Annotated in this window: 12 protein-coding genes; 7 read left to right on the top strand and 5 right to left on the bottom strand. The window is 72.4% G+C overall.

What is annotated here, in order from left to right; translation table 11 throughout:
* The first annotated feature begins 24 nt into the window (after positions 1 to 24).
* The 4 genes from ACWD3I_RS00530 to ACWD3I_RS00515 are packed head-to-tail and all read left to right on the top strand — an operon-like array spanning position 25 to position 3,665.
* Positions 25 to 672 (top strand): ABC transporter permease, encoded by a 648-nt coding sequence (locus ACWD3I_RS00530; RefSeq protein ID WP_365398740.1) that lies wholly within the window; start codon positions 25 to 27, stop codon positions 670 to 672.
* Positions 665 to 1,897 (top strand): betaine/proline/choline family ABC transporter ATP-binding protein, encoded by a 1,233-nt coding sequence (locus ACWD3I_RS00525; protein ID WP_365398743.1) that lies wholly within the window; start codon positions 665 to 667, stop codon positions 1,895 to 1,897. Before ACWD3I_RS00530 ends, ACWD3I_RS00525 begins: the two co-directional genes overlap by 8 nt.
* Complete coding sequence (locus ACWD3I_RS00520) at positions 1,894 to 2,703, top strand: ABC transporter permease (protein ID WP_365398746.1); 810 nt, start codon at positions 1,894 to 1,896, stop codon at positions 2,701 to 2,703. The genes ACWD3I_RS00525 and ACWD3I_RS00520 overlap by 4 nt, the downstream gene beginning before the upstream one ends.
* Entirely contained in the window at positions 2,700 to 3,665 is a 966-nt protein-coding gene (locus ACWD3I_RS00515; RefSeq protein WP_365398749.1) for a glycine betaine ABC transporter substrate-binding protein, read from the top strand. Before ACWD3I_RS00520 ends, ACWD3I_RS00515 begins: the two co-directional genes overlap by 4 nt.
* A gap of 16 nt (positions 3,666 to 3,681) precedes the next feature.
* Here the strand turns inward: ACWD3I_RS00515 and ACWD3I_RS00510 are convergent, their stop codons facing one another.
* The 5 genes from ACWD3I_RS00510 to ACWD3I_RS00490 form a co-directional block, all read right to left on the bottom strand.
* Complete coding sequence (locus ACWD3I_RS00510; RefSeq protein ID WP_365398752.1) at positions 3,682 to 4,473, bottom strand: YlbL family protein; 792 nt, start codon at positions 4,471 to 4,473, stop codon at positions 3,682 to 3,684.
* 9 nt (positions 4,474 to 4,482) lie between these two features.
* The gene (locus ACWD3I_RS00505; protein ID WP_365398755.1) at positions 4,483 to 4,629 is read right to left on the bottom strand and encodes a hypothetical protein; all 147 of its coding nucleotides are present in this window, start codon (positions 4,627 to 4,629) and stop codon (positions 4,483 to 4,485) included.
* A gap of 69 nt (positions 4,630 to 4,698) precedes the next feature.
* Positions 4,699 to 5,340, bottom strand: a complete 642-nt coding sequence (locus ACWD3I_RS00500) for an IclR family transcriptional regulator (RefSeq protein WP_046259016.1) — start codon at positions 5,338 to 5,340, stop codon at positions 4,699 to 4,701.
* Between the two features lie 330 nt (positions 5,341 to 5,670).
* Positions 5,671 to 7,461, bottom strand: a complete 1,791-nt coding sequence (locus ACWD3I_RS00495; RefSeq protein WP_365398758.1) for a DEAD/DEAH box helicase — start codon at positions 7,459 to 7,461, stop codon at positions 5,671 to 5,673.
* A gap of 151 nt (positions 7,462 to 7,612) precedes the next feature.
* Positions 7,613 to 8,533 (bottom strand): LuxR C-terminal-related transcriptional regulator, encoded by a 921-nt coding sequence (locus tag ACWD3I_RS00490; RefSeq protein ID WP_365398761.1) that lies wholly within the window; start codon positions 8,531 to 8,533, stop codon positions 7,613 to 7,615.
* A gap of 232 nt (positions 8,534 to 8,765) precedes the next feature.
* Here ACWD3I_RS00490 and ACWD3I_RS00485 point away from each other — a divergent pair, with 232 nt between their 5' ends.
* Genes ACWD3I_RS00485 through ACWD3I_RS00475 form a run of 3 tightly spaced genes read left to right on the top strand, consistent with a single transcriptional unit; the run spans position 8,766 to position 19,614 of the window.
* A complete protein-coding gene (locus ACWD3I_RS00485; protein ID WP_365398764.1) occupies positions 8,766 to 10,076 on the top strand; it encodes an MFS transporter in 1,311 nt (436 codons plus the stop codon).
* A 50-nt stretch (positions 10,077 to 10,126) separates the two neighbouring features.
* Positions 10,127 to 13,288: a type I polyketide synthase gene (locus ACWD3I_RS00480; protein ID WP_365398767.1), complete on the top strand. Its 3,162-nt coding sequence runs from the start codon at positions 10,127 to 10,129 to the stop codon at positions 13,286 to 13,288.
* Positions 13,285 to 19,614 carry a MupA/Atu3671 family FMN-dependent luciferase-like monooxygenase gene (locus tag ACWD3I_RS00475; protein WP_451083999.1) on the top strand — a complete coding sequence of 2,110 codons (6,330 nt, stop codon included), beginning with the start codon at positions 13,285 to 13,287 and terminating at the stop codon, positions 19,612 to 19,614. Before ACWD3I_RS00480 ends, ACWD3I_RS00475 begins: the two co-directional genes overlap by 4 nt.
* Position 19,615 lies beyond the last annotated feature (1 nt).

The raw sequence follows: 19,615 nt of genomic DNA, 5'->3' as shown, positions 1-19,615 counted from the left end.
CTAGCTGCCATGAGGTGACCGCGTGTGAACTTCTGGGAGTACCTGGGCAACCGCCATCAGCAGCTGCTCTCGGATGCCTACCAACACGCGAGCGTCGTCTTCCAGTGCATGGTCGTGGCGACGGCGATCGGGGTCCTGATCGGCGTGGTCACCTATCGCAGCGACTGGGGCGGCAACCTCGCCACGACGGCCACCTCGACCATCCTGACCATCCCGTCGCTCGCCATGATCGGTCTGCTCATCCCGATCGTCGGCCTGGGCGTGCCGCCCACGGTGATCGCGCTGACCCTGTACGGCCTGCTGCCGATCGTGCGCAACTCGATCGTCGGCCTGCGCGGCGTCGACCCGGCGCTGGTGGACGCGGCGCAGGGCATCGGGATGTCCCGGCTGATGCGGCTCGTGCGGGTCGAGCTGCCGCTGGCCTGGCCGCCGATCCTGACCGGCATCCGGGTCTCCACGCAGATGCTGATGGGCATCGCCGCCATCGCCGCCTACGCCTCCGGGCCCGGCCTCGGCAACGAGATCTTCCGCGGCATCGCCTCCCTGGGCAGCAAGAACGCCCTCAACCAGGTGCTCGCGGGCACGCTCGGGATCATCGTCCTGGCCCTGCTGTTCGACGCCGCGTACGTCCTGATCGGACGGCTGACCATTCCCAGGGGGATCCGTGTCTGAAGCCTCCGGCGCCTCCATCGAGTTGGAGAACCTGACCAAGAGGTATCCCGGCAATCCACAGCCCTCCGTCGACAACGTCAACATGGAGATCAAGGCGGGCGAGATCGTCATCTTCGTCGGCCCCTCCGGCTGCGGTAAGTCGACCACGCTCAAGATGATCAACCGGCTGATCGAGCCGACCGGCGGCCGGATCCGCATCGGCGGCGAGGACGTCACCGACATCGATCCGGTGAAGCTGCGCCGCAAGGTGGGCTATGCGATCCAGTCGGCCGGGCTGTTCCCGCACATGACGGTCGCGCAGAACATCGCGCTGGTGCCGAAGATGGTCGGCTGGGGCAAGAACCGGATCAAGGACCGCGTCGAGGAGCTCCTCGACCTGGTGGGGCTCGACCCCGGCGAGTTCCACGGCCGCTATCCCCGTCAGCTCTCCGGCGGTCAGCAACAACGCGTGGGCGTCGCAAGGGCGTTGGCGGCGGACCCGCCCGTCCTGCTGATGGACGAGCCGTTCGGCGCGGTCGACCCGATCACCCGTGACCATCTCCAGGACGAGCTGATCAGACTCCAGCACGAGCTGCACAAGACGATCGTCTTCGTCACGCACGACTTCGACGAGGCGATCAAGCTCGGTGACCGGATCGCCGTGCTGCGCGAACGCTCGCACATCGCGCAGTTCGACACCCCGGAGGCGATCCTCACCAACCCGGCGGACGACTTCGTGTCCGGGTTCGTCGGCGCCGGGGCGGCTCTCAAACGGCTCAACCTCACCCGCGTACGGGACGTGGAGATCACCGACTATCCGACGGTCACCGTCGACGACCCGCTCCAGGACATCTTCAACAGGCTCCGGGACAGCGGTACCAACGAGATCCTGCTGCTCGACAAGCGGGGACGGCCCTACAAGTGGCTCAGGCGCGGGGACCTGATGCGGGCGAAGGGCTCGCTGGCCCGGGCCGGGACGCTGGTGCACGACACGGTGACCCGGGACGCGACCCTGCGGGACGCCCTCGAAGCCGTGCTCACCGACAACGCGGGGCGGGTCGCGGTCACCGGGCGGCGCGGTGAGTACACCGGCGTCGTGGACATGGAGACGCTCATGAACTCCGTGCACGAGCTGCTGGAGGCCGACCGGCTGGACGCCGTGGAGCACCAGCACGAGCTGGAGGAGACGCGCGCCGACCAGACGCACGCCGAGCAGGAGGGCGACGGAGGGGAGAAGAAGGCGTGAGCATCCCCGAGCTGGAGGAGGACGCGCCGGCGGAGCAGGAGGCGCCGCCACCGCCGGTCGCCGCCCGGCGACGGGTCACCTGGCAGAAGCTGACCCTTCTGCCCGCCGTGCTGGTGGCGGTGCTGCTGGCGACCTGGCTGTGGTTCCAGCAGGCGCACCTGGACCCGATCTCCGAGAACGCCCTGTCGAACGGGCAGGTCTCGAAGGCCCTTTGGCAGCACGTGCAGCTGACGGTGATCTCGACGTTCTTCGTGCTGATCATCGCGATCCCGCTGGGCATCCTGCTGACCCGCAGGGTGTTCCGTCCGGTGACCCCGGTGGCGATGGCGTTGGCCAACATGGGGCAGGCGACACCGGCGATCGGTCTGCTGGCCCTGCTGGTGATCTGGCTGGGCACGGGCACGAAGGCGGCGCTGATCGGCATCATCATCTACGCCGTGCTGCCCGTGCTCGCGAACACCGTCGCGGGCCTGAAGGCCAACGACCCGACCCTGCTGGAGGCGGCGCGGGGCATCGGCATGTCCCCGCTGGGGGTGCTCGCCCGCGTCGAACTGCCGCTGGCGGTCCCGCTGATCCTGGCGGGCGTCCGGACGGCGCTGGTGCTGAACGTCGGGACGGCGACGCTGGCGACCTTCGGCGGCGGCGGGGGCCTGGGCGTCCTGATCACGACCGGCATCACCAACCAGCGCATGCCGGTGCTGATGCTGGGCTCGATCCTCACGGTCACCCTCGCCCTGCTGGTGGACTGGCTGGCGTCGCTCGCCGAACTGTTCCTCAGACCACGGGGGTTGGAGGTGGGGACATGAAGCGCGCGGGCGTGCTGGCGACGGCGGGCGTACTGGTCCTGGCCTCCGCCTGCGGCCTCACCAGCGGTTCGCCGATGGTCGACGACGTGACACCCGGCTCCATCGGCAAGGGTCTGCCGCTCAAGGGCGCCGACCTCACCGTCACGTCCAAGGAGTTCACCGAGCAGCTGATCCTCGGCGCGATCATGGGGATCGCCTTCCAGGCGGCCGGAGCGGACGTCCTGGACCGGACGGGCATCCAGGGTTCGATCGGGGCCCGGGAGGCGGTCAAGTCCGGTGACGCGGACGGGATGTACGAGTACACGGGCACCGCCTGGATCACGTACCAGGGCAACAGCGAGCCGATCGCCGATCCGCGGGAGCAGTGGGAGGCGGTACGGAAGGCCGACCTGAAGAACGGGCTGACGTGGCTGGCGCCGGCGTCCCTCAACAACACGTACGCGCTCGCGATAAACCAGGCCAACTTCAAGAAGTACGGCACGAGGACGCTGTCGGCCGTGGCGGCGCTGTCGAAGTCGGACCCCGGGGCCGTGACCCTGTGCGTGGAGAGCGAGTTCGCCAACCGCGCGGACGGGCTGCCGGGTATGGAGAAGGCGTACGGGATGAGCGTCCCGGCGAAGAACATCACGCAGATGGACACCGGGATCATCTACACCCAGGTGAAGAAGGGCAGTTGCACCTACGGCGAGGTCTTCACCACCGACGGCCGCATCAAGTCCATGAACCTCGTGGTGATGGCCGACGACAGGAAGTTCTTCCCCAACTACAACGCGGCCCCCGCGATCAACTCCGAGGCGCTGAAGAAGTGGCCGGCGATCGCGGAGGTCCTCGACCCGGTCACGAAGAAGCTGGACAACACGGTCGCGCAGGAGCTGAACGCCAAGGTGGACGTGGACGGGCAGGATCCGCACCAGGTCGCGCTGGACTGGATGAAGAAGGAGGGGTTCGTGAAGGAGAAGTAGTGCCGCCGGACAGGCCCTAGCAGCTCGGCACGGAGCCCTTCCCCGTCTCCAGCGCCACCAGCGCACTCACCGCGCCCTTCAGCGTGGTCACCGGAACGAGCCGCAGCCCCTTCGGCAGCTCCGCCTCCGCGTCCGAGCACTCGTCCTTCGGGACCAGGAACACCGTCGCCCCGTCCCGCTTCGCGGCCTGCGTCTTCAGGGGCACGCCCCCGACCGCACCCACCGTGCCGTCGGCGTCGATCGTGCCGGTCCCGGCGACGGTGCGGCCGCCGGTGAGGTCGCCGCCGCTGCCGTCGCCGTCCAGCTTGTCGACGATGCCCAGGGAGAACAGCAGGCCCGCGCTGGGGCCGCCGACGTCCGCCAGCTTCAGTGAGACCTTGATGTCGTCGTCCTCGAGGTCCAGGTAGTTCAGCGCCGCCTGCGTCGCCGCGTCCTGGGACTCCTTCATCTGCGCGGTGTTGTGCCGCTCGATCTCCTTGGTGGACTGCCCGCTCGGATAGACCGAGTCGCGCGGCATGACCGCCCGGTCCGTGTCGAACCACGCGTCGAGCACATCGCCGAGCGAGACCCGGGTGTCCGGATTGGTCGCCTCGATGGTCGTCATCCGGAGCTGTCCGCTGGTGTCCCGGGTCGGCGCGCCCGAGATCGTGATCACCGGGGTGCCCTTGTTCTCACCGAGGACGTTCGCCGTCATACCGGGCTGTGCCAGCGAGAACGGCAGCGGTGCGAAGGCCGCCGTGGCGAGCAGGGCCACGACGGGCAGGGCACAGACGGCTACGGCCTGGGGGCGTGTGAGGCGAGAGAGCACGGGATCAATCTAACGCGACGACCACTTCCGGCCGGGGCCCGGTCGCCCGGCGTACGGATCCTCCCGGCGGCGGGCGAGGCGCCGCGGCGCGTCCGGGAGCGGCTCGATGCCGATGCCGGGCGCGACGGACACGCCGGTGCCGGGGGTGGCGCTCACGCGAGCGGCGTGGGCCGGCCCACCCCCGTGGTCCGCCCCGCCGTCATGGCTCGCGGATCCGGCGAACGGTCAGCGCAATGCCTCCGCGACCTCCTTCGCCGCGTCCACGACCCGTGGCCCCACGCGTTCCGGCACCGCGTCGGCCAGCATCACGACTCCGACGCTGCCCTCGACGCCCGTGACGCCGAGCAGTGGTGCGGCGGCGCCGCTCGCGCCCGCTTCCAGCTCCCCGTGCGTCAGGGTGTACCCGGGGTCCCGGAGCGGCTGGGTGCGGGCGGAGAGGATCGCTCGGCCTGCGGCCCCGCGGTCCAGTGGGTGACGGAATCCGGCCCGGTACGCCACGTGGTAGTCCGTCCACGTCGGCTCGACCACGGCGACGGCGAGCGCCTCCGCCCCGTCGACCAGGGTGAGATGGGCGGTGGCTCCTATGTCCTCGGCCAGTGAGCGCAGGGCCGGCAGTGCCGCCTCGCGCACCAGCGGGTGCACCTGACGGCCAAGGCGCAGCACCCCGAGCCCGACCCGGGCACGTCCGCCCAGGTCACGCCGTACGAGGGCATGTTGTTCCAGTGTGGCGAGCAACCGGTACACCACGGTCCGGTTGACGCCCAGTTTGTTGGATAGCTCGGTGACGGTCAGCCCGTGGTCCGTATCGGCCAGCAGCTTGAGGACACGTAGTCCTCGGTCGAGCGTCTGAGAGGTCTCCGCGGTCACGACGCCCACTCCTCCAGTGGTGAGGTCGGCGGCCCTGTCGCGGGGATGCGTCATCGAGTCCCGTCGGTGACGCGCTTCAGAGGCCGCCGATCGGCCGGCGGCCCGGAGCGGTTTCCGGACCGCGTCGCTTCACGGCTGCGCTCCGCGGCGGCGCTGCCACGGGGCGTGTGCGTAGCGGGACTGTAGCGATGCCGGTTCGCTGAGCGGAAGGCTCCGTCCAGAATCCGGGCAGTGGCTGGTACGGAGCACTCCGATTTGTCCTGCTATGTACGGCGCTCGGTGACCGAAGCGCGCCCTACCGTGCCCGGGGTCACCCCACGGTGCCCGGGGTCACTTCATCCGGGTCGCCCACTCCTGCACCTTGGCGATCCGCTGCCGCAGCTGCCCGGCCGTCGCCTCGGCGCTCGGCGGTCCCCCGCACAGCCGCCGCAGCTCGGTGTGGATGACGCCGTGCGGCTTGCCGCTCTGGTGGACGTACGCGCTGACCATGGTGTTGAGCTGCTTGCGGAGCTCCATCATCTCCTTGTGCGAGACGACGGGCCGCCGCTCGGCGGGCAGCTCGAGGAGGTCCGCCTCGGAGTCCGGCTTCTTGCGGCTGTGCGCGATCTGCCGGGCCTGCCGCTTCTGGAGCAGCAGCTGCACCTGGTCGGGTTCGAGGAGCCCCGGGATACCGAGGTAGTCCTGCTCCTCCTCGCTCCCCGGATGGGCCTGCATGCCGAACTCGGCGCCGTCGTACAGCACCCGGTCGAAGACGGCCTCGGACTCCAGCGCCTCGAAGGAGAACTGCTCCTGCTCACCGGTGTCCTCGTCCTGCTCCTTGTTCGCCTCCTCCATCTCCTTCTCGGACTCGGCGTACGGGTCCTCCTCGCCCTCCTTCTTCGGCTTGTCGAGGGCGTGGTCCCGTTCCACCTCCATCTCGTTGGCGAAGGTGAGCAGGTCGGGGACGGTCGGCAGGAAGACGGAGGCGGTCTCGCCGCGGCGCCGGGAACGCACGAAACGGCCGACGGCCTGGGCGAAGAAAAGGGGCGTGGAGATGGTGGTGGCGTAGACGCCCACCGCCAGCCGCGGAACGTCGACGCCTTCGGACACCATGCGGACGGCGACCATCCAGCGGTCGTTGCTCGCGCTGAAGTCGTCGATGCGCTTGGACGCGGCGGCTTCGTCGGAGAGCACGAGGGTCGCCTTGGTCCCCGTGATCTCGCGGATCAGCTTGGCGTAGGCGCGGGCGGAGTCCTGGTCGGAGGCGATGACGAGGGCACCGGCGTCCGGGATGGCCTTGCGGACCTCGGTGAGCCGCTGGTCGGCGGCGCGCAGCACGCTCGGCATCCACTCACCGCGGGCATCCAGCGCCGTACGCCAGGCCTGGCTGATCGCGTCCTTGGTCATGGGTTCGCCGAGCCGGGCGGCGATCTCGTCGCCCGCCTTGGTGCGCCAGCGCATGTTGCCGCTGTAGCTCAGGAAGATGACCGGCCGGACGACATGGTCGGCGAGCGCGTTGCCGTAGCCGTAGGTGTAGTCGGCGGCGGAGCGGCGGATGCCGGCGTTGTCCTCCTCGTACGTCACGAAGGGGATGGGGTTGGTGTCCGACCGGAACGGCGTACCGGTGAGGGCGAGCCGGCGGGTGGCGGGCTCGAAGGCCTCCAGGCACGCCTCGCCCCAGGACTTGGAGTCACCTGCGTGGTGGATCTCGTCGAGGATGACGAGCGTCTTGCGCTGCTCGACACGGTTGCGGTGCAGCATGGGGCGCACACCGACACCGGCGTACGTCACGGCGACCCCGTGGTAGTCCTTGCCGATCGGACCGGCGCTGTACTCCGGGTCCAGCTTGATCCCTATCCGCGCGGCCGCTTCCGCCCACTGCTTCTTCAGGTGCTCGGTCGGCGCGACCACGGTCACCTGCTGCACGACGTGGTGGTGCAGCAGCCAGGAGGCGAGGGTCAGCGCGAACGTCGTCTTGCCGGCGCCAGGGGTGGCCACGGCGAGGAAGTCACGCGGCTGCTCCTGGACGTACTTCTCCATCGCCCCTTGCTGCCAGGCGCGCAACTTGCTGGCGGTGCCCCAGGGGGCGCGGCCGGGGAAGGCGGGAGAGAGGTGATGGGAGGAGGCGGCGGTGGTAGTCACGGTCTCCGTTGGGGGGTCGAGCGGCTCGGCGGACGGGTCGGCTACGTATGACAACCGGGCCACCCTACCGGCGGCCCGGCGGGGTCAACGTGCGGACAGGCCCGGGTCCCCCGTGGGTGGGACCGAGGTCACACGGGCACCGCGCGTACCGTCACCCGCCGTCGTCCTCCAGCAACCCCGACGTGGCCACCAGGTACCCGAGCTGGGCCCTGCTCCCGCTGCCGAGCCGTACGGACACCTTCCTGATGTGTTCCGCGACGCTTCTGCGGCTCATGCCGAGGCGGCGGGCGATGGAGTCGTCGGTCTCGCCGGCGACGACCGCGCGCAGGATCGTCTGCTGGAGGTCGGAGGTGACGGCGGGGTTGCGGCGCTCGGCGGGGGCCGCCGGGAGCACGGGGGTGGAGCGTTCCCAGGTCTGCTCGAAGACGCGGGCCAGGAAGCGGACCAGGGCGGGGTCCCGGATCTGCAGGGCGCCGTCCGCGCTGTCCTGCGACAGCGGCACGAAGGCGACCGAACGGTCACAGACGATCAGCCGCTCGACGACCTCGGCCAGGGTGCGGACCTCGGCCCCCGCCTCGGTGACCCGCTCGATGTACGCCATCGTCGGCCGGTGCGCGTGCACGGTGTGCTGGTACAGGGTGCGCTGGCGGACCCCGCGCCGCAGCGCCCGCAGATCGCGGCCGAGCGCCTCGCGCAGCGTCGCCTCCGCGCGGCCGCCGCCCGGCTGGGCGGTGAGCAGTTCGTGCCGGCAGTCCCCCACCGCCGCCTCCAGGGCCGCGCTGATCACCGCCTTCTCGGTCAGCCGGACCAGGGCGGGCAGGGCCGAGCGCTGCTCGCGCGCGTACAGCGACTCGAAGGCGGTGAGCCGTGCGGACGCCGACCGCAGGGCCCGGCGCTGCTCGGTCAGCCGGTCCTCCATCGTGGACAGCACGGCGAAGCGCGCGGCGTCCGGCGCCACCGGCAGACACCAGCCGGGCGGGTCCGCGTCGGCGACGACGAGTCCGAGTTCCGTCAGACAGCGCGGCACCTCGTCGGCCGGCACCCGCCCCTCGCGCAGCGCGAGGCGGTACACCGCCAGCGCTCGCGGGCAAGGGCGGGTCGGCCGCGTTTCATGGCAATCACACGTGCGTGGGTCGAAATGATCACGCTTCACAAGTGTGCAGATTACATTCATGCGCCCGTGTCCCCCGGGCCTAACTCCGCACCACCTGACTAGTGTTCGACAGGTTCTGTTCGACGGGTTCCGCCCCTGCGGCCGCCCTGCCCGCACCTCGCCCTGCTGCCGTCCGCGAAGGAAGTCGAGAATGCCGGAACCCGTCACGGCCTCGGTGCGGGAACGCCGGTACCGCATCCTGGTCGCGGGCTACGCCCTGTCGTCGTACGGCAGTTATCTCAACGTCGTCGCGCTCAATCTGTACGTCTACGCCGTCACCGACCGCGCGCTCGCCGTCGGCGCCTTCATGGCCGTACGCCTCGCCGCGGGCATCGTCGCGGGCCTGCTGGCCGCGCCGATCCTGGCCCGGTGGTCGGCGCGGTCCGTCATGTTCTGGGTGAACGTGGTGCAGGCGGCGGTGCTGGCGGTCCTGGTGGCGGCGCCCGACACGCTGCGCACGCCCGTGCTGTTCGTGGTCTCGGCGGTGGGCGGGATCACCGGCACGGTCTTCCTGGTCGCGCTGCGCAGCTCGGTCATCCCGGAGACGGTGGCCGAGGACCGCCGGGCCTGGGCCAACTCGCTGATGGTGAGCGGGCGTTCGCTGGCGATGGTCGCCGGGTTCGCGTCGGCCGGTGTGGTCGTCTCCCTGCTCGGCTACACGGCGGCCTTCCTGCTGGACATGGCCACGTTCCTGGTGTGCGCGGTGGCGGTGGCCCAACTGCCCGGCACCCGGCGGCCGAAGCCGGACGCCGCGGAGGACTCGGCGGAGGCGGCGAGTCCGGCCGGGGCCGGGAAGAAGCGCCGCCGACTGCCCGCCGCGGTGATGGTCCTGGCCGGCGCGCCCGTGCTCGGCCTGATGGTGCTGCTGCGGGGCGTCGACGCGCTCGGCTCCTCCTCGCACAACGCGGCGCTGCCCGTGTACTCGACGGAACTGGACGCCGACAGCCCGGCCACGTTCGTCAGCGTGTTCTGGTGTGTGTGGGCGTTCGGCAACATCGTGGCCCAGCAGGTGATCCAGCGACTGCCGCGGCGCTCGGAACAGGCCCTGGGCGCCCTGGGCTTCGGGCTCGGCACCATCGTGATGTCCGGCGCCTTCATCCTGGCCTTCGCCGGGCTGCCCTGGACCGCGACCGTGCTGATCGCACTGGTCGCGGGGGCGGCCGACGGACTGACCGAGGTGTCCTACACCCAGCATCTGCAGACCCTGCCGGACCGTCTGCGCACCCATGCCTTCGGGCTGTCGGCGACCGTGGAGAGCTTCGGCTTCGGCGCCGGGATGATCGCGGTCGGCGCCGCGCTCGACGTGTTCTCGCCGCTCTCGGTCGTCGCGGTCGCCCACGGGGTGGCCATCGTGATCGCCGTGCTCTTCGTGGCCCTGGTGCTGCGCCGCCGTTCGACGGCTCCGGCCGGCACCGAGGCGGAGGGCAAGGGCACGGGGGCGGAGGCGCGCGCGGAGGTGTGAAGCGGAGCCGGACGTCGAACCATCGAGCCGGAGCGGAAGGGGGAGAAAGGTTGCCGGACGACCGACGCGTGGCGGTCATCGGGATGGCGCTGAGGTTCCCGGGAGCGGGGACCGCCGAGCAGTACTGGCGTGACATCGAGGCGGGCGTCTCACACGTACGACGGTTCGACCGGGCCGAGTTACGGTCCGCGGGAGCCTCCGAGGACCTCCTCGACGACCCGGACCTCGTCGGCGCCAGTGCACTGCTGGACGGGGTCGACGGCTTCGACGCCGCGTTCTTCGGGATGACCGGGCGCGAGGCGGAGGTGACCGACCCGCAGCAGCGGCTGCTCCTGGAGTGCTGCCACCACGCCCTGGAGGACGGCGGCTACGCCGGCTCCGACGCCCGCATCGGGGTGTACGGCAGTGTCGGGTACCGGCTGTACTCGCTGCACAGCTATCTCGCCAACAACCTCGCGGACCTGCCGGGCGACGACTGGATCGCCCAGAAGCAGGTCCAGGTCGGCAACTATCCCGACTTCGCCGCCAACCGGGCCGCCTTCCGGCTCGGGCTGCGCGGCCCGGCGGTCAATGTCGCCACCGCCTGCTCCAGCGCCCTCGTCTCGGTCCATCTGGCCTGTCAGGCGCTCCTGGCGGGCGACGCCGAGCTGATGCTGGTGGGCTCGGCGGCCCTGCACCTCCCGCAGATCACCGGGCACCGGCACGTCAAGGGCTCCACGATCTCCCGGAGCGGCACGGTACGGGCCTTCGACGCGGACGCCGACGGCACGGTCGGCGGCAACGGGGTCGCGGCGGTCCTGCTGAAGCCGCTGGCCCGGGCGCTGGCCGACGGCGACACCGTGCACGCCGTCATCCTCGGCTCGGCTGTCACCAACGACGGTGACGACAAAGGGGGGTTCGCCGCACCCGGCGTCGCGGGCCAGCGGGACGCGGTACTCGGCGCGCTGTCACGGGCGCGCGTACCGGCCGACTCCCTCGGCTATCTGGAGGCGCACGGCACCGGCACGTTCAAGGGCGACCCGATCGAGTTCGCCGCGCTCACCGAGGCGTTCAGAGCGCACACGGACGGCACGGCCTTCTGCGCGCTGGGCTCCACCAAGCCCGCGATCGGTCACCTGGACAGCGCGGCGGGTCTGGCGGGGCTGATCAAGACGATCCTGGTGCTGCGGCACGGGGTGATACCGCCCCTGGTGAACTTCACCCGCGCCAATCCCCTCCTTGCGCTGGAGACCAGCCCGTTCGTCGTACCGACCCGGGCGACACCGTGGCCGAACGCCGGGGTCCGGCGAGCCGGGGTGCACTCCATCGGGATGGGCGGGACGAACGCGCACGTGATCGTCGAGGAGGCGCCGGGCAGGGTGCCCGAGCCGGTACGTGGTGAGCGGGCCGGGCCCGTGCTGCTGCCGCTGTCGGCGCGGACGCCGGGGGCGCTGACGGCGTATGCCCGGGCCTTCCGGGACGAGTTGGTCCGGCGCCCGGATCTCGCCCCCGCCGATCTGCTGACGACGACCGCGCTCGGCCGGCGTCATCTGCCCCACCGGCTGGTCGTCACCGCGCCCTTCGTCGAGGGGCTGGACGCGTTCCTCGCCGGGGCGCCGGGCACCCTGACCGGGACGGCCGACCGGACCGTCGACCCGGCCTTCCTCTTCAGCGGCCAGGGCACGGGCGGCCCCGGCATGGCCGCCGCGCTCGCCGCCCGCTTCCCGGTCGTCGCCGAGGTGCTGCGGGAGTGCGCGCGGATCCACGAGGAGGAGACGGGCGAGACCGACTTCCTCGCACGGCTGACCGGCGAGGGGGCGTCATCGGGCGGCCACGAAGTCCCCGCACCCCCCGTCCCCTGGGACACCGCCTTCGCGCAACCCGCGATCTTCGCCCTGCAGGTCGCTCAGCTCCGGCTGTGGCGAAGCTGGGGAGTGCGGCCCGGGTCGGTCGCCGGGCACAGTGTCGGGGAGTTCGCGGCGCTGTGTGCCGCCGGGGCCCTGTCCCTGGCGGACGGCATGCGGCTGCTGTGCCGACGGGGCCGGCTGATGCAGGACACGGCGCCCGGCGCGATGCTCGCCGTCTTCGCCGATCGGGACCGGGTCCGGGCACTCGCCGCCGAGGCCGGGCGCGTGGAGCTCGCCGTGTCCAACGGGCCCGAACACCAGGTGCTGGCCGGGCCGCCCGAGGCCATCGCCGAAGCGCACCGCCGACTGACCGAGCAGGGCCTGACCGGCGTACCGCTGCCGGTGGACCGCGCCTTCCACAGCGCCCTCCTCGACCCGGTCCTCGACGAACTGCGCGCGGCCGTCGAGAAGGCCGAACTGCGGCCCGTCGAGATCGAGTTCGTCAGCGGTCTGGACGGTGACGCCCACCCCCCGGGCTGGCTGCCCGACGCCGAGCACCTCGTCCGCCAGGCCCGGCACACCGCCGACTTCCACGCCGTACTGCGCACTCTGGCCCCCGTGGACGCCCTGCTGGAACTCGGCCCGGACGCCACCCTGACCCGGCTGGCCCGGCGGGCGGTCCCGGACACCCTCTGCGTGCCCACGGGCGGCACCCCGGACGAGGTGTGGCGGGCCGTGGCCCGGCTGCACTGCGCCGGGGCGCCCCTCGACTGGGCCGCCCTGCTCGAAGGGTGCGGAGGCCGGCGTATCCCGTTGCCCACCTACCCCTTCGAGCACCGGTCGTACTGGATCGGCCCACCACCGCCACCCACCACGGCCGCACCCGCGCACGAACCCGCGAGAGAACCCGATGGGGAGAACGACGTGACCGACCAGGCAGTACTCAAGCGTGTACTCGAACTGACCGCACAGCACCTGGGATACGACCAGGACGGGATGCGCGCCGGGGAGACCTACGTGGGGCTGGGCGCGGACTCCCTGCAACTGATCGGCATGCTGCGGCAGTTGGAGGGCGAGTTCGGGGTACGGCTGGCAGTGCGGGAACTGCTGGAGGACGCGGGGTCACCGGAGCTGACGGCACGGCTCATCGCGGAGCGCGCGGCACGGCCGGTTCCGGAGCCGCGGGCCGAGATCATCGACGTACGGCAGATACCGGAACCTCGGAAGCCGGCACCCGAGGCACCCGGGCAGGCGGAGTACGCCAGCCGCAGCGAAGTCGCCGAACTGCGGCGGCAGATCGACCTGCTGGCCGAGACCCAGGCATCGTTGATCACCCAGCTCTCCGACGCCGTCGCCCTGCTCACCGCCGAGCGGGCCGCCCGATGAGCCCGGGCACGGCGGCGGACCGGGCCGCGGCGCTGTCCCGCCGACTGGACGAGCAGCTCGCGCGGGCACGGCAGGGCGCGGCGAATCCCGCACCCCCGGCACCCGCACCCCCCGCACCCGCCGTCCACGGCCCCCGCGTCACCCTCCCCCACGACTCCGGCATGGCCGGTGCCGGCGCCACCGACACCCAGCGCACGCACGCCGCCGGCCTCGCCCGGCGGCTCACGGAACGCACCCGGACCTCCAAGGAGCTGGCGCAGTCACGGCGTTCGGTGCTCGCGGACAGCCGGGCCGTGGTCGGGTTCCGGCGTTCGACGAAGGAGACGCTGTACCCGCTCGCGGCCCGTGGCGCACGCGGCGCGCACCTGACTGACATCGACGGGAACACCTACACCGACATCACGATGGGCTTCGGGTCCCTGCTCCTCGGCCATGAGCCGCAGTGCGTGACCGAGGCCGTGCGGGCGCACCTGGACGGCGGGCTGCGGTTCGGGCCGCGTCCGGTCGAGGCGGGTGAGGTCGCCGAGCTGCTCGCCGGGTTCACCGGCATGGAACGCGTCGCGTTCGCGGCCTCCGGCACCGAGGCCAACTCCGCCGCGATCCGGCTCGCCCGCGCCGCCACCGGACGCGACCGGATCGTCATGTTCCGCGGCTCCTACCACGGCCACATCGACACCGTGCTCGGCCGCCCCGGACCGGGCGACGGCGCCGTCCCCGTCTCGCGCGGCATCCCCGACAGCGCCGTCGCCGAGCTGATCGTCCTGGAGTACGGCAGCGAGGAGGCCCTCACCACCATCGACTCCCTGGGCGACCGCATCGCCGCCGTCCTCGTCGAGCCCGTCCAGTGCCGCAACCCCGCCCTGCGCCCGGTCGCCTTCCTGCGCGAGCTGCGCGAACTGACCCGGCGGCGCGGCATCGTGCTGCTCTTCGACGAGATGCTCACCGGTCTGCGCCCGCATCCGCGCGGCGCCCAGCACCACTTCGGTGTCGTGCCCGACCTGGCCACCTACGGCAAAGCGCTCGGCAGCGGCTTCCCCGTCGGGGCGATCGCGGGCCGGGCCGACATCATGGACGGCGTCGACGGCGGATTCTGGCGGTACGGCGACGAGAGCCGCCCCACCGCCGAGACCACCTTCTTCGGCGGGACCTACCTTCAGCACCCGCTGTCCATGGCGGCGGCGAAGGCTGTCCTCACCCATCTCGCCACCGAGGGGCCCGGGCTCCAGGCGCGGCTCAACGCCCGTACGGACGCCCTCGCCGACGACCTCAACCGGTTCTTCACCGATGAGGAATTCCCCCTGGAACTCGCCCACTTCGGGTCGATGTTCCGTTTCGTCCACCGCGCGGACATGGAACTGCTCTACCAGCACCTGCTGTTGCGTGGCATCTACGTCTGGGAGTGGCGCAGCTTCTATCTCTCCACCGCTCACACCGACGCCGACACCGAGCGGGTCGCGGACGCGGTGAAAGGGTCCCTGCGGGAGCTGCGGGAGGCGGGCTTCTTCCCGGCCTCCCGGCCCATCGCCGGCCGGGCGCGGCCCGAACCCCGCACGAAGCAGCCCGACTTCGGGGTGTACTTCTTCGGCGACTACCCCGACGCCGACAGCACCTCCGCCTACGACCGGCTCGTCGACACCGCCCGCTTCGCCGACGAACGCGGCTTCAGCTCCCTGTGGCTGCCCGAGCGGCACTTCCACTCCTTCGGCGGACTCTTCCCCAACCCGGCGGTACTGGCCGCCTCGCTGGCCCGCGAGACCAGCCGAATCCGGCTCAACGCCGGGTCGGTGGTGCTGCCGCTGCACGATCCGGTGCGGATCGCGGAGGAGTGGTCGGTCGTCGACAACCTCTCCGGCGGCCGGGTCGGCCTCGGCTGCGCCACCGGCTGGCACGCCCAGGACTTCGCGCTCCACCCCGACCGTTTCGAGCGCCGCAAGGAGATCGCCTTCGCCCACCTCGACGACGTGACGACGCTGTGGCGCGGCGGTGCGGTACGGCGCACCACCGGCGAGGGCGAGCCCGTCGACGTGACGATCCACCCACGTCCGGTGCAGGAGCTGCCGCCGATGTTCCTCGCCACCTCCGGGCGGCGTGCCTCCTACGAGGAGGCGGGTCGGCGCGGACTCGGGATCGTCACCAACCTCATGGGGCAGACCGTCGCCGAACTCGCCGACAACATCCGCCACTTCCGCAAGGCCCGCGAACAGCACGGCCTCGACCCCGACACCGGCCGGGTCACCGTCCTGCTCCACACCTACCTCGGCACGGACCACACCACGGCCCGCGCGGAGGCGCTGGAGCCGATGAGCCGCTATCTGCGTTCCTCCCTCCAGATGCGGTCGGCGGCGAGCGCGGTGGGCGCCGGGCCCGAGGACGTGGCGACGGCGAGCGAGGACGACCTCGACTACCTCTTCCGCCGCGCCTACGACCGCTACTGCGACGAACGCGCCCTGATCGGCACGCCCGACAGCGTCGCTCCTCTGGTGGACACCCTGCGCGAGGCCGGGATCGACGAGATCGCCGCCCTGGTGGACTTCGGGATGCCGGCGGAGCGGATGCGGGCGGGCCTGGAGCACCTGGACACGCTGCGGCGGCGCACGCTGGGGGCGGTGCCGGGGGGCGTGGGGGCGGAGGGGGCTTTGCGGCCGGGCGCGGGGGCGGTGGAGGCTGCGCCGCCGGGCGCGGGCACGGTGGAGTCGGTGCCCGCAGGCGTGAGGGCGGTGGAAGCTGTCCTGCCGGGCCGGAGCACGGACAAGGCGGTGCCGCCGGGCGCGGGCACGGTGGAGTCGGTGCCCGCAGGCGTGAGCGCGGTGGAAGCTGTCCTGCCGGGCCGGAGCACGGACAAGGCGGTGCCGCCCGGCGCGGGCACCGTGGAGTCGGTGCCCGCAGGCGTGAGGGCGGTGGAAGCTGTCCTGCCGGGCCGGAGCACGGACAAGGCGGTGCCGCCCGGCGCGGGCACCGTGGAGTCGGTGCCCGCAGGCGTGAGGTCGGTGGAGGTCGGCCCTGACTCCGCGGGTGTGTACCGCCGGGGCTCCGCGGAAGAGCTCGGTGGGCTCGCGACCGGCGGCCCGCTGGGGACGACGGTCCGCCGCGGGCCCGCGACCGACGCCCAGCGTCGGCTCTGGCTCGCCGCCCGGCTGATCGCCGATCCGGCCGCGTACAACGAGATCCAGTCCGTACGGCTGCGCGGCCCCCTCTCCGAGCGGGCGCTGCGCACTGCCGTGGCGGGACTCGTCGAGCGGCACGCGGGGCTGCGGACGGTCTTCCGCGCGGCGGGCGACACGGTCGAGCAGGTCGTACGACCCGACCTGCGACCGGAGTTGACGGTGACCGACGTCGACGGGACGGAGGCGGTGGCCGCCGTCCTGCGCGAGGAGAGCGGACGGCCGTACGACCTCGCCGAGGGCCCCCTGTTCACACCCCGGCTGCTGCGCCTCGCGGCGGACGACCATGTGCTGGTCCTCGGCCTGCACCACATCATCACGGACGCCCACTCGGCGGGGCTGCTCGCCGCGGACCTGGAGGAGCTGTACCGGGCGGCGGTGGAGGACCGGGACCCGGTGTTCGCGGCACCGGCGGGGACCACCCTGGACGAGCCGCGGACCGCTCACGCCCCTGCCCGCCTGGATGAACCGGCGTTCACCACACCCACGGGAACCTCCCCGACCGGAGCACGGGCCGCTCGCACCGCTGCCCACCCGAACGGACCGCAGCCCGGCCACCACCCCACCGCCCCGGGGCAGCCACACCGGACGGCCTCGGATCACCGAGAACCGGCGTTCGCCACGCCCACCGGCACCACCCCGACCGGACCACGGGCCGCTCACACCCCTGCCCGCCCGAACGGACCGCAGCCCGGCCGCCACCTCACCGCCCCGGACACGTCGTCGACCGGCTATGACCCCGCCGACCTGGAGTGGTGGCGCGGGTATCTCGACCCCCTGCCGCCCGCCCCCGCCCTCCCCACGGACCGGCCGCGCGGACGTCGGGTCGCCGGGCGGGGCGCGGCCGAGGAGGTTTTCTGGGGCGCGGGTCGGGCCGGGCGGTTGCGGGAGTGGAGCGGGCGGCAGGGTGTGACGTTGTTCGCGACGCTGCTCACCGCCTGGCAGCTGGTGCTGCGGGAGCGGTCCGGGCAGGACGAGTTCGTGGTCGGATCGACCTTCGGGAGGCGCCGCCCCGGTACCGAGCACACCGTCGGCTTCCATGTCGCCGTACTCCCGCTGAAGGCGTCGCTCACCGGCACGACCGGGCTGCGGGAGGCCGTACGGGTCACTCGGGACGCGCTGTTCGCCGCCGACGCGCACCAACACGTGGACGTGGACGCCCTGTTGGCCGCCGTCAACCCCGACCCTGGGCACCCGCGCCCCCTGGTGACGGTGTCGGCGGATCTGGACGGCGCGCCCCTGTCCCGGCTCCGGCTGCCCGGAATCACCGCGGAGCAGATCCCCGGCGGCACCGAATCGGCCCCGCTGGAACTGGCGTTGGCGGCCCTGGACACCCGCGACGGGCTACGGCTGCGGATCCGCTACGACGCCGATCTGTACGACGCGTCGACCGTACGGGGGCTGCTGGCCGACCTGGACCGGGTGCTGGAGGCCATGGCGGACGGACGGGCCGTGACGGTGGCGGACACCGGACCCGCCGCCGCCCCGACGGTGAGCGACTCGGGCACGCCCACCGCGACGGCGAGCGACGTGCAAGCCGCCTCCGCGACGGCGAGCCACCCGGAAGCGCCCGCCCCGCGCGCGACCGAAACCCTGCGGGCCCTGTGGTCCTCCGTCCTCGCTACCGACGACGTCTCCGACACCGCCGACTTCTTCGATCTGGGCGGCAGTTCGATCGCCGCGATCCGGTTGCACAACCGGGTCCGGGACGCCCTCGGCGTCGAGTTCTCACTGGCGGACTTCTTCGCCGAACCGACGCTCGGCGCGCTGATCCGGTCGCTGACGGGAAGCGGGCCCGCCGGAGTCGCCGAGGACGTCGTGGACCGTGCCCCGGTCACCGACCAGCAGGCCCGGATGCTGGCCGCCCAGCCCGCCCTGCCCCGGCCGCAGGTCTACAACGTGCCGACACGCATCCGCCTCACCGGCCCCGTCGACACGGACGCCCTGCGCACGGCCCTGAACGAGCTGGTGCGGCGCCACCACTCGCTGCGCACCCGATACACCCAGGACGGCGAGGGCGCCTGGTGGCAGGAGGTCGTGGACGTCGCCCCGCCGCCCCTGCGGATCGTCGACTACAGCCGGCTCCCCGCCGAACGAGCCGCGCGGCGCGCGGACCAGGCCTGCCGGACGGCGGCCGACGAGCCCTTCGACCTGACCCGCCCGACCCTGCCCCGGCTGCGGCTGCTGCGGGTCGCGCCGGACGAGTGGGTGCTGATGTTCGTGGTGCACCACATCTGCACCGACGGCTGGTCCCACGGCGTACTCCTCGCCGAGCTGGCCGCCCTGTACACCGCCGCCGCGACCGGCACCGCCGCCCCCCTGTCCGCGCCCTCGGCCCAGCCCGCCGACCACGCCCGCCGTCAGCTCGAACGCCGGGGCGGGACCGAACGGCCCCGGCGGGCCGCGCACTTCGTCGACCACCTCACCGGCGTACCCACCCGCCTCGAGGTGCCCACGGACCGGCCCCGCTCCGGACATCTCAGCGGCGACGGCGACACCGTCCGCGCCCACGCCCCGGCCGAACTGCGGGGCAGGGTCGAGAGGTTCGCCGCGGCCCACCGGGTGACACCGTTCGCGGTGGCGGCCGCCGCGCTCGGCGTCACCGTGGCCCGGCTCTCCGGACAGCGGGACCTGCTGGTGGGGGTGCCGTACGCCAACCGGGACGGCAGCGAGACCGAGACGCTGGTGTCGCTGGTCTCCACGAACATGCCGGTGCGGATACGGGTCGGGCCCGAGGAGACCTGCGCCGAACTGGTCGCCCGCACCGGCGCGGAGACGCTGGCCACCATGGCGAACGTGCTGCCGACGGCCGAGGTGTGGCAGGCGCTGCGGGAGGCGGGCGTGCGCGAGGTGCCCGAGGTGGTGTCGTGTCTGCTGGTCTTCCAGAACACCGACGACGTGGAGATCGAGATCCCCGGACTCGGGGTGGAGGTGGACGACGTGGCGCCGCCGGCGGCGCGCACGGAGCTGACGTTCGGGCTGACGCCGCGCCGTGATCCGGCGCTGGGTTACCGGGCGTATGTCGAATACTCGGCGGACCTGTGGGACAGGAAGTCGGCGGAGCGAATCCTCGACTCCTACCTGTCCGTCCTCGACGACCTGTGCACCGACCCCGGCCGCGCGGTCGGCGAGCTGCTCGCCCCCACCACCTCCGGAGAGGCATAAG

Source organism: Streptomyces sp. NPDC002817 (assembly GCF_053592055.1).
Note: the sequence above shows the minus strand (reverse complement) of the source record. Positions and strands in the feature narration are given on the sequence as shown.

Excerpts from the sequence above, each read along its gene's own strand:
- ACWD3I_RS00475 (WP_451083999.1), top strand. The coding sequence starts at position 13,285 with ATGAGCCCGGGCACGGCGGCGGACCGGGCCGCGGCGCTGTCCCGCCGA.
- ACWD3I_RS00515 (WP_365398749.1), top strand. The coding sequence starts at position 2,700 with ATGAAGCGCGCGGGCGTGCTGGCGACGGCGGGCGTACTGGTCCTGGCC.
- ACWD3I_RS00485 (WP_365398764.1), top strand. The coding sequence starts at position 8,766 with ATGCCGGAACCCGTCACGGCCTCGGTGCGGGAACGCCGGTACCGCATC.